Here is a 10,577-nt window from a genome sequence, read left to right as displayed (position 1 = left end):
TTGGGGCCCGCCCCCTTTGGGGGGGGCGGCCCAGACTCGGTCTAGCCCTGGCCGTCTTCTGGGGCGAGCGGTTCTCCGCCCGGGGCCCCACTGCCGTCACCGGGCTCGTCGCCGCGTTTCTCCGGCCACGCGTCCCTCACCTGCAGTGCCAGCGAGCCAACAGCGGCCACAGTCGTGATCCACAGGGCAAAATCTTCTGAGTTCATGTCGGTCCTCTTGGATCAAGCAGGACCTCGCACCAAACTACGCGGTCAAGCGCCGTCCGCGCACTCCGCATCTATGCAGTTGGTGGCGGTCTCGGTCGATGAAACGACGGAAGACCGCACATCCCGGCGCTCGGGGAACTCGAGGCTCAGCCAAAACAAGTTCACCCGGCGGATGGCACGGCCGGACAGGAACCGGAACACCTTGGACGGTCGGCGACGTGTCGTCATGGCCACGGATACTGACGACCAAGAGCGCCAGCAGTTCGTTCAAGCAGGGAGGCTCGACGCCCAGGAGCGCCAGCAGTCGCAGAACTCGAAGGGCAGCACGGGCCTGGCTTAGCAGCCGGCCGTCATGCCGGTCCGGGCCGTCGGCGTCCTCAAGGCCCGCAAGCGCCAGGAGGGCTTCCGGCGTCAACGTCCTGAGGTCCGCAGTGGACATGCCCTGAAGGGCGCCGAGCACCCACAGCGGAACCTCGGCGGAATCCAGCATCCGCATCCTGCGAGGGTGCCGGCGGATTCGCTCCTGTTGTTCCGCTTCGAGGTCACCTATGCGTTCCGCTGATCTCCAGAGAATCCACACCACCTCCAGCACCATGCCGGCGAGATGACAGCTGGCTGCAGTATGCCGATCCCCAAGGGCCCGGATGTCTTCAGCGATCCTTCGAAAGCTGGCGGCGACTGGCCCATCAGGAAGTCGTTGGCTCACGGAGAGCACGAGCTCAGCACGCTCCTCGGGCTCCATGGCCGCGAGCGGGTGTCTTTCCAGAGCCCTGCTTGAGCCATGGGCGAGTTCGTTCCGGCCGCGACGGATCGCCTCGGCGTCGGCCTGGTTGAGGACCCTCATCATCCGTCGCGCCTGACGCACGGAGAGTGAATCAGCAGCCGAGAACCCATGCACGGCGAGGCTCCGCCCGGGCTGCCGCCTCACCCCAAGGTCCATGACGCAAGGCTACTGGCGTCAGAGCCCTGTCACTGCGACATCACCCGATCTGGTGGTGAAACGGATGCCGCCACCCGAACGTCCCGAACATGTCCGCTATGTTGCGCGGCAGGTCATAGCCCTAGACACCGCATCGCGGCCGGAAAAGTCCAGGGAAGCGGACTTTCTGTGTTCCACAACTACGGACAGGGCGGTGCCGGCGCAACGCTGTTCATGGGGGCGCTCTGGCGAGCTCGTCCGATTGGTGTCCGCTATTCCTGGTGGGTCGTCGTGTTACGTGAAGCTGGGCCTAGCTGATCAAGTGCCCGCCGCGTAGCAGCGGAGCGGCACGACCTGCTGCGGATCCCACTGTTGCTCAACGGTGCCCAGCAGTTGCCACCCCAGCCGCTCATACAGGGCTATCGCCGAGACGTCCGAGGCGACAACGTCGAGCACCGGGTGCAGACCCCGACTGCGCGCTTCTCCCACCGCTTGCTCCAGCAGCAGGGCGCCCAGCCCGTTCCCTCGCGCCGCTGGATCGACAAACAGCCTGCTGACCACGGCAGTTACGTCAGGCATCTCGCCCTGGCGAGCGCTCCAAAGGGCAGCTGCCGCGTCGTCCATCGTGCCACGGGACAGGCCGACGTGGCCGACGACTTGACCGTTCAGATCAACTACCCAGGCTGCTAGCAGAGACGGTCGAGCCAGCCAACTGGCGGGGTGGTGAGGCCAGTTCATCGGGTAGCCGTCCTGCTCGTGGACGGCGGCCAGTACGCGAACGCACCTGCTGAGGTCGTGATCATGTCGGCGTCGGATGTTGCGGAGAGGATCGACGTGCGGGCGTCTGGTATCAGCCACTCTTGCCTCCTTCTTCGCCCGAGGCGGCACCGGCGCCACACTTCACGAGAGTATGGAGCAGCGCCGCTTGTGTAGTCGCGCCGCGAAGCGCGCCCGGCCACTCTCCGTGGCGGAGTGCGGCTCGTTGGCCGACGTAGCGGAATAGAAGCGCGGACAATTTGTCCATAAGTACTTCCCTGTCGACTCTTGACTACCGAGTGGCAACGACTCTCAGATTCTGCCCTGTTCGCAACCTTTGCCCTCATTTGCTTCGATTCGAAGGAGTGCGCTGGAGGCCTCAGGAGCGGCGCCACGGGCTTCACTTTGTGGTCGCGGCGCTGCCAGCTCTGTTAACACTTGGCGACCAGGGGCGCGGGTCAGGGCATTTTTCGTACCCTGATCCGAGTGCTCCATCGCGAAGGGACAGATCCACCGATGAGTGAAAACCTGACGCTGGGAGACCGTCTCCGTACAGCGCGTAGGACGCGGAAGCTGTCTGCCGCCCAACTGGCACAGAAGGTCGCTGTCTCCCCGAGCTACGTGCAGAAGCTGGAGTCCGGCGCGCGGAAGGCTTCACCGTCGCTGGTGCTGGCGCTCGCCAAGGCGCTGCGCTTCGGCCCCGAGGTTCTGACGGGCCAGCCGTACTACGGCGAGCCGGAGGCCGAGGACGGCGTCCACGCTGTCATTCCTGAGCTCCGCCGCCTCCTGCTCTGCTACGACAGCCCCGACGACCTGGAGATCGCTCCCCGGGTGCTTCCTGTGCTCGCCTCGGAGGTTGACCAGGTGGCGGCCCTGCGCCGCGACGCCCGGTACGCCCCGATGGGCCCCCTGTTGCCGCCGATCATCACCGAACTGACGCACGTGGCCCTCGGTGGCGGCAACGGCGACCGGGGCAAGGCGTTCTGGCACCTGGCGCGCGCCTACCGCGCCGTGAACTCCCTGGCCCACAAGATGGGCCACCACGACCTGTCGAACACGGCGCTGGAGCGCGTGCGTTGGGCGGCAGACCGCTCGGGTGACCCCCTGATGCAGTTCACCGCCGGCTACCTCGTCGCAGGAGCGATGCTTCGCCAGGGCGCGTACTCGTCGGCACGCCGCAAGCTCCTTGCGCTGCGGACAGAGCTGGAGCGGTTCCAGCCGGAACGCTCCTTCACGGAGGATGCGCTCGCTGTCGACGGCGCTCTGCTGCTGAAGCTGGCCGTTCTCGAAGCCCGTGAGAACAACTCTGATCGTGCTGACGCGTATCTGCGTGAGGCGGAGCAGGTCGCGGGCATGGCAGGTAACCGCGATTCGCTGGCGTACGAGATGTCGTTTGGCCCGACGAACATCCGCATCCATGAGGTGCACGCGATGATCGACATGGGTGACACCGAGCAGGCTCTCGCCCGCCTGACCGAATGGTCTCCTGTTTCCGGCGGCGAGTGGGCGCCGCCCAGTACGACCGTCGGCGAGCGGTCGAGCCACCACTTCATCGACGTGGCCTCCGCGAAGCTGGCTGTGGGCGACCGGGCTGGTGCCTTCGCGGATCTCAAGCGCGCACGGAAGGTCGCGCCCAACCACACGCGGTTCCACCCGTCCGTTCGCGAGACCACCTCGGCGCTGCTCAGGATGGACGCGCACCCGTCCAACGAGCTGTCAGCTTTTGGTAGTTGGACTGGCATTAGCACAACCTGAGGTTGTGTCAAGGGCCTTGGTAGGCGAACCCCACGGACAGTCTGTCCGCGCACAATAGCTTGCCGAATGGAATGGTCTCCTCACACGTAGTGGTGAGGAGGCCTTTTCCATGTCCGACCCCAATCCCACAGCTCGCGCGAACCCGCCGCGCTGGATGCCCATCGGCGAGGAGCCCGAGCTGTGCTCGGCGGGCGAGTGGTGGGATGCCGTACGCGCTGTGGAGGCTGTGGGCCAGCGCGCGATCGAGATCCTCCACGAGGGTGGCGAACTGGTCGGCCCGGTGATCCTGGACCACGAGGGCCCGGAGCCCCGGCTGTACTTCCTGGTTCCCGTGGGTACTGCGGCCCGCTGGGAGGAGCCGGGGACGGTTGCGCTGGGGCAGAAGTGCCACGTGGTCGTGCCGTCCGCGGAGAGCACGACGCCTCCGGGGATGCACTGGCACGTCTTGCCCCAAGGCCCGCGATCGCTGACGCGGCCCGATGCTCTACGCCGCGCGCTGAGCCAGGCTCGACGAGAGCGGCGAGGGCCCGCGGAGGAAGCAGCCTCCTGATGGCTCTGAGCATCTCCTTCGTGCTGTTGCTCGGCATTGTCGTGGTCCTTCTGATCCGTAGCAAGGCCGTGAAACCCGGCCCCGCGATCGTCTGCGTGCTCTTCGGGTTCTTCCTGTCGAGCACTTCCGTGGCCCCGAGCATCAACCGGTTCATGACCGGCGTCGCCGACATGGTCGGCCAGATTCGCTTCTAGGGAACCCGACATGCCTTCCGAGTTCTTTCCCTGCTCGGCCGGCGGTCCGCCCCAACCACTTCGCGGCCCCTTCCCCCAACCTGCCTGAGGCCCTCGATGACATCCACGTTCAGCTCGGAGAGCATGTCCCGCCGCACAGTGCCCGCGCATCGGACGAACGGCCCCGATCCCGTTCGCCAGCGGCGCCTGGTCCACTCCGAGGGACTCTGATGCGTCTCGTCTACCACCCGGCTGGCCATGACGACGATCTACGCACGGCCCTGGTCGAGCTGCAGGCGGGGCGTTGGAAGCCGACGCGGGAGCTGCTGTGGGAGACGGGCACGCACTGGCCATTGCGGACGTCACGCACTCAGTTGCTGGCCGTGGCAGCCGCCCGATCGGACGTGGTCGACGTCTGGCTCGCCGAGGAGCCGGACAGCTACGACGCCCAGCTGATGGCCGTTCGTGTCGCCGTCGAGAGGGCGCTGCGTGCTCACCGTCAACAACACCCTCGGACCTTGGAGTTCGAGACGAGGGCGCGACGTGCCGCGCTCCTGGCAGCTCGTCATGCGCCGCACGATCCCGTGCCGTGGGTGTGCCTCGTGGCGCTGGCGCAGATCGACACGCAGCAACTGAGGCAGGAACACCGAATGAGGCCCAACGAGCCGATGCTGCCCAGCGGTCCGTGGGGGTTGTTGTACGAGGTCAACCAGCGTGATCCGTACAACCGCGAGGCCTACCACCGGGTGCTGCAGTTCCTGCTCGCCCTTCAGGGGCCGTGGGGCGCTTCTTTGGCCGCGGTCTTCGACTTCGGCCGATCCGTGGCCTCACAGCGTCCCGTCGGATCGCCTCTACTGCTTCTGCCGGCGTACGCACAGATCGAGCAGCGTCGGCAATCGCGCGCCGATGCGCTGTGGCGGCGGCAGTGGGCGCAGGAGTCGACGCTCGACTACACACTGGCCGCCTTTCACGACTGGTTCCACAAGGCGCCCGTCGGGCAGCACTCGGTGGCCGATCTGAACCTCCTGGCCTACGCGTTGTGGGCAGGAGCCCAGTATCTGGAGGCCGCCGAGGTGTTCGAGGCGATGGGCCCGTACGCCGCTCGCGAGCCGTGGGCGTCAGTGCACGACGGGGCCGCAGGGCCGGACCCCGGCGAGGCGCTGCTCCTTCGAGCACGCGCCGAGTCCCTCTCGTACGCCCGCAACCATAGGCCGCGCGCAGGGCCGCACCCGTGATCGGCATTCGCTGCCAGCTAAAGCATTCATTGGCATGAACCTGTCTAAATGTCCCGAGTTTTGGAGGCTGACCTGTGTCTCGCTTGAGTCCAAACCACCGTGCGACGTCCCGGAAGTCCGATGACGCATACCTGCGGGAGCTGGGCTACGAGCCCGTGCTGACCCGGCGCATGGGGCCGTTCGGGAACTTCGCGATCTCGTTCAGCGTCATCAGCGTCTTGTCCGGCTGCATGACCCTGTATGGCTTCGGCCTGAACACCGGCGGCCCGTCGGTGATGCTGTGGGGTTGGCTGATCGTCGGCGCCATGGTGATGTTCATCGGCGCCGCGCTCGCCGAGGTGACCTCCGCCTATCCGACCTCCGGAGCCCTGTACTACCAGGCAGAGCAGCTCGGCGGACGGAAGTGGGGCTGGTACACAGGATGGCTCAACTTGTTGGGCCTGCTCGGCGCGATCGCCGGCATCGATTACGGGGCCGCGCTGTTCACGGGCGCCCTGTTAAACCTGCAGTGGGGCTTCGAGCCAACGCCGGGCAGGATCATGGTGATCTTCCTGTGCATCCTCGCCCTGCACCTCGCCCTGAACCTGTTCGGGGTCCGGCTGGTCAGTATCCTCAACAGCATCAGCGTCTGGTGGCACCTGGGCGGCGTCACTGTGATCGTCGGTGCACTGGCGATCGTGCCCTCTCACCACCAGTCCGCGGACTTCGTGTTCGGTGAGTTCGTCAACAACACCGGCTGGTCCAGCCCCTTGTACGTGGCTGTGCTCGGCCTGCTGCTGGCCCAGTACACGTTCTGCGGTTACGACGCCTCCGCGCACCTGTCCGAGGAGACCACCGACGCACAGGTGTCCGCATCTCGCGGGATCATCCACGCGATCGGGTGGTCGTGGTTGGCCGGGTTCGTCCTGCTGGCCGGGCTCACGTTCGCGATCCAGGACTACGCGGGCACTGTGGGCACGGCGACGGGAGTGCCGCCGGCGCAGATTTTCCTGGACGCGCTGGGCGTCGCGGGGGCGAAGGCACTGCTCCTGGTCGTGATCACCGCGCAGTTGTGCTGTGGCAACGCCGAGACCGCCGCAGCCAGCCGGATGGTGTTCGCGTTCTCGCGCGACGGGGCGCTGCCGGGCTCGCACCTGTGGCGGCAGGTCGACCGCCGCACTGGAACCCCGCGCCTGGCCGTGCTGCTGGCGGTCGTGTGCGCCGCCGTGCTGGCCTTGCCGAGCCTGTACAGCCCGGTCGCGTACGCGGCGATCACCAGTATCAATGTGGTCGGGATCACCCCGGCGTACGCGATCCCGATCTACTTGCGCATCAAGAACCGCGACCGCTTCCGGCCCGGTCCTTGGAACCTCGGCAGCTGGGGTGTGGCCGTCGGCACGATCGCCGTTGCCTGGGTGCTGTTCGTGACGGTGCTGTTCTGTCTGCCGCAGACACGCCCCGCCGACGGCGGCCTGGTCTCCGTGGAGACCTTCAACTACGCGCCCATCGCACTGCTCGCCGTCCTAGCCCTCGCCTGGGGGTGGTGGCGGAAGCAGGGCAGCTCCTATGAAGTGCCGGCCCAGAACTTCGACCGCTCGGCGACTACGTACGAAGACGAGGTCGTGTGATGACGAGAACCACGACCGGCAACGGCACGGTGGCCCGACTGGCCCCCGCACCTGTCCTTGAGCAGGGCGGGCGCTCCGGGAAGGGCCTCTCCCCGTCCGACCTGCGGAACCTCGTCAAGGCGGGTGCCATCGACACGGTGCTGCTCGCCGTCCCTGATCTGCAGGGGAGGCTGAAGGGGAAGCGTTACGACGCGAACCACTTCCTCAAGCGCGTCGCGCATGACGGCGCTGAGGTGTGCGCCTACGTCCTGGCCACCGACATCGACATGAGCCCGGCGGACGGCTTCGCCCTGACCTCGTGGGAGACCGGCTACCAGGACCTGTCCGTGCAACCGGCTCTGTCGACCCTCTGCGTGGTGCCGTGGCTGCCGCGCACCGTTGCCGTGCTCGGCGATGCGGTGCACCACGACGGGACGCTGATCGACATCGCGCCCCGTCAGATCCTCCACCAGCAGTTGACCCGACTGTCGCGGCACGGGCTGCATCCCAAGGTGGGGATCGAGACCGAGTTCGTCCTCTACAAGGGCACGTACGCGGACGCGGAACAGGCCGGCTATCAGGGTCTACGGCCGTTGACGACGGAGAACCGGGACTACGCCCTCGACCATGACCCCGTATCTGACCGGTACTTGCGCCGTCTTCAGAGGGCGCTCGCCGGGGCGGGGATGCCCGTGGAAGCGATCAAGAGCGAAGCGGGCCCAGGCCAGGTCGAGGTGACCTTCCCGTACGGTGGCGCTCTCACCGCCTGCGACCGACACCCGCTCTTCAAGCACGCCGTGCGCACCCTGGGCTCGCGCGCCGGTCTGGCACCCACGTTCATGGCAGCCCCGGAAACCGGCCGAGCCAACGGCCTGCACCTGCACGTGTCGCTGTGGTCGAAGGCCATCAGCCAACTCCACGAGCCCGGCAGCGAGCACGAACTGTCCCAGGTCGGTCAGCATGCCATCGCGGGTCTGCTCGCCGGCCTGCCCGAGCTGGGCCCGTTCTACGCACCCAACGTGAACTCCTACAAGCGGTTCACGCCCGGCTCTTTCGCGCCGACCACGTTCACCTGGGGCCGCGACAACCGCACCTGCGCGGTCCGCGTCGTCGGCCGCGGCGAAGGGCTGCACCTGGAGATCCGTGTGCCGGGCGCGGACGCCAATCCGTATCTGGCGCTGTCGGCGGTACTGGCCGCCATGGACCACGGTCTGGAACGGAAGCTCGCCCTTGGTCCCGAAGCGACCGGCAACGCCTACCGCGCGAGTGGAACAGAAGCCCCCTTGCCATCCACCCTCGGCTTGTCCCTGACCGCATTCCAGAACAGCGCGCTCGCGCAGCAGGCCTTCGGCACCGAGGTGGTCGAGCACCATGCCCGCCTCGCCCAGCTCGAACTCACCCACGACGAGCGCCTCGTCACCGATGCCGAGCGTCAGCGATGGCTGGCCCGTGCCTGACCGGCCCGCCTCCCAAGAAGGGACCCACAGCCGTGAGCGGCCGCAGATGACCAGCTCAGGCCGCATTGTCAGTGGCCCTTGGCAAGCTACCCACCCACGACAGGACACTGAGCGCGTCCGATCCGTCACCCATCGTGGCGTGGTCGGGCGGCCAAGCGAGCGGAAGGGCGCACCGTGACCGACATGCCCAGCGCGCTCCACCAACTGGTGGAGTCGGTGACCGACACGTACACGGTGGTCGTCGAACATCCCCGGCCTGGCGACATCAGACCTTCCATCTGGGAGGTCAAGGGACCTGGTGGTGACCGGTGGTTCGGCAAGCTTCACGCGGGCCCGAAACTCCACCGCCGCGAAGTGACCGCGTACCAGAAGTGGACCGTCGCCCTGGGCGCCGACCGTGCACCCGAGCTCGTCGCCGCGGACACGCAGACGCGCACCATCCTGATCACCGCCGTCCCTGGACGCAGCCTCGACACACTGCGCCTGCCGGCCGAGCAGGAGCGTGCGGCCTACGAGCAGGCCGGCGAACTGCTCGCCCGGCACCACACCGCGGCAGCCGACGAGCCCACGCTGGAAGAGACAGAGGAGATGTGGGACCAGACAGTCGCCCAGCTCCTGGAGCGCACGGCGACGAACGTGCCGGAACACGACCTCGCGATGGTGCGCATGCTCGCTGGGGAAGCTCCGCCGAGCCTGCCTCGCGTATCCCAGCACGGCGACTACATGCCCAAGAACTGGATGTGGGACGAGACTGAGCAGCGGCTCCGGGTCATCGACTACGAACGGGCCGAGCTACGGCCCGCCGCCTACCGGGACCTGAGCCGACTGCGCTACCGGATCCTGCGCCACCGCCCCGACCTCCACGCCGCGTTCCACAGCGGATACGGCCGCCCCCTCACCGAGGAGGAACAGATCGCGTGCAGGGCGTACGGGGCGCTGGATGCCTTGGACTCTCTGGACTGGGGGATCAAGCACCGCGACATCGGCCTAGTTGACGAGGCGCACACCATGCTGGAGAACCTGCGCCTGGAGACCGGCAAGCGGGTGTGGGGCGGGTGGCGCGCATGAACGCCTTTGCCGGAACCTCTACCTACTACCGGCGCTTCCGCCCAGGCATCCCCGCCGAGCTCGCAGCCCTTCTCGACGAGGTGGCGCCCACGGACAGGCCTCGGCGCCTTCTGGACATCGGCACTGGCCCGGGACTCGTTGTCCACGCCCTCTTGCCGTACTTCGACGATCTGTTCGCGGTCGATGCCGAGCCGGGGATGCTCACGGAAGCCGAGGTCATGCTCCGGCCCGCGCTCGACACCGCCCACCGGCTGCAGCTTCGTCATGCACTCGCGGAGGACTTCCTGCCGCCGGAGGGATGGCAGCCTCATCTCGTCACCTGCGGCCGAGTCTTCCACTGGCTGAACCAGCCCCGCTTCCTCGACCGGCTCAGCGAGTACATGGCCCCTGAGGGGGTGGTCGCCGTCTTCAGCGACCGGAGCCTGTGGACCGCCGACAGTCCGTGGCAGCGGACCGCCCGAGAAGTCGTCCAGGACTTCCTCGGCGAGCAACGGAGAGCCGGTGACGGCGTTTTCAGCGCCCCCGGTCCGTCGTACGAAGAGGTGCTCCGTGCTTCCGCCTTCTCACACGTCACCTCCACGGTCATTGCCGTTCGTCGCCAATGGAAGATCCCTCAGATCCTGGGCTACCTGTACTCGACCTCGTTCGCGGCCCCGCACCTGTTCGGCGATCGTCGCGATGCCTTCGAACTGGCCGTCACCAACGCCCTCACCCCCTTCGCCGACAGGGGAGTGCTCACGGAGGACAACGCCTTCACCGTCCTCACAGCCCGCCGTCCCTCCGCACACGAGGGTCGGTGATTCGTATGGACGGAGCAGCCAGCGGTGACACGTTGACCGCTGACGTGTTGGAAGATCGGTACGGGCTCGTCG

10 protein-coding genes are annotated in these 10,577 nt (G+C 67.2%); 8 read left to right on the top strand and 2 right to left on the bottom strand.

Annotated features, from left to right (window positions below; genetic code table 11):
- Positions 1 to 243 precede the first annotated feature (243 nt).
- Complete coding sequence (locus ACWGDB_RS27180) at positions 244 to 1,146, bottom strand: hypothetical protein (protein WP_453824816.1); 903 nt, start codon at positions 1,144 to 1,146, stop codon at positions 244 to 246.
- A 297-nt stretch (positions 1,147 to 1,443) separates the two neighbouring features.
- Positions 1,444 to 1,983 carry a GNAT family N-acetyltransferase gene (locus ACWGDB_RS27175; RefSeq protein WP_453824815.1) on the bottom strand — a complete coding sequence of 180 codons (540 nt, stop codon included), beginning with the start codon at positions 1,981 to 1,983 and terminating at the stop codon, positions 1,444 to 1,446.
- Between the two features lie 414 nt (positions 1,984 to 2,397).
- On the opposite strand from ACWGDB_RS27175, the gene ACWGDB_RS27170 reads away from it, so the two are divergent.
- From ACWGDB_RS27170 to ACWGDB_RS27135, 8 genes are all read left to right on the top strand, one after another.
- A complete protein-coding gene (locus ACWGDB_RS27170; protein ID WP_453824896.1) occupies positions 2,398 to 3,636 on the top strand; it encodes a helix-turn-helix domain-containing protein in 1,239 nt (412 codons plus the stop codon).
- Between the two features lie 109 nt (positions 3,637 to 3,745).
- Positions 3,746 to 4,186, top strand: a complete 441-nt coding sequence (locus ACWGDB_RS27165) for a hypothetical protein (RefSeq protein WP_453824814.1) — start codon at positions 3,746 to 3,748, stop codon at positions 4,184 to 4,186.
- Entirely contained in the window at positions 4,186 to 4,380 is a 195-nt protein-coding gene (locus tag ACWGDB_RS27160) for a hypothetical protein (RefSeq protein WP_453824813.1), read from the top strand. The genes ACWGDB_RS27165 and ACWGDB_RS27160 overlap by 1 nt, the downstream gene beginning before the upstream one ends.
- Positions 4,381 to 4,589: 209 nt before the next feature.
- Positions 4,590 to 5,594, top strand: coding sequence for a hypothetical protein (locus tag ACWGDB_RS27155; protein ID WP_453824812.1), 1,005 nt, complete (start codon positions 4,590 to 4,592; stop codon positions 5,592 to 5,594).
- Positions 5,595 to 5,668: 74 nt separating this feature from the next.
- A complete protein-coding gene (locus tag ACWGDB_RS27150) occupies positions 5,669 to 7,201 on the top strand; it encodes an amino acid permease (RefSeq protein WP_453824811.1) in 1,533 nt (510 codons plus the stop codon).
- The gene (locus ACWGDB_RS27145; RefSeq protein WP_453824810.1) at positions 7,201 to 8,637 is read left to right on the top strand and encodes a glutamine synthetase family protein; all 1,437 of its coding nucleotides are present in this window, start codon (positions 7,201 to 7,203) and stop codon (positions 8,635 to 8,637) included. The genes ACWGDB_RS27150 and ACWGDB_RS27145 overlap by 1 nt, the downstream gene beginning before the upstream one ends.
- A gap of 183 nt (positions 8,638 to 8,820) precedes the next feature.
- Positions 8,821 to 9,705 (top strand): aminoglycoside phosphotransferase family protein, encoded by an 885-nt coding sequence (locus ACWGDB_RS27140; protein WP_453824809.1) that lies wholly within the window; start codon positions 8,821 to 8,823, stop codon positions 9,703 to 9,705.
- On the top strand, positions 9,702 to 10,505 hold the full coding sequence (locus ACWGDB_RS27135) for a class I SAM-dependent methyltransferase (RefSeq protein ID WP_453824808.1): 804 nt from the start codon (positions 9,702 to 9,704) through the stop codon (positions 10,503 to 10,505). The genes ACWGDB_RS27140 and ACWGDB_RS27135 overlap by 4 nt, the downstream gene beginning before the upstream one ends.
- Positions 10,506 to 10,577: the final 72 nt, after the last annotated feature.

The organism is Streptomyces sp. NPDC055013, assembly GCF_053608645.1.
This window is presented reverse-complemented; position numbering and strand designations above follow the sequence as displayed.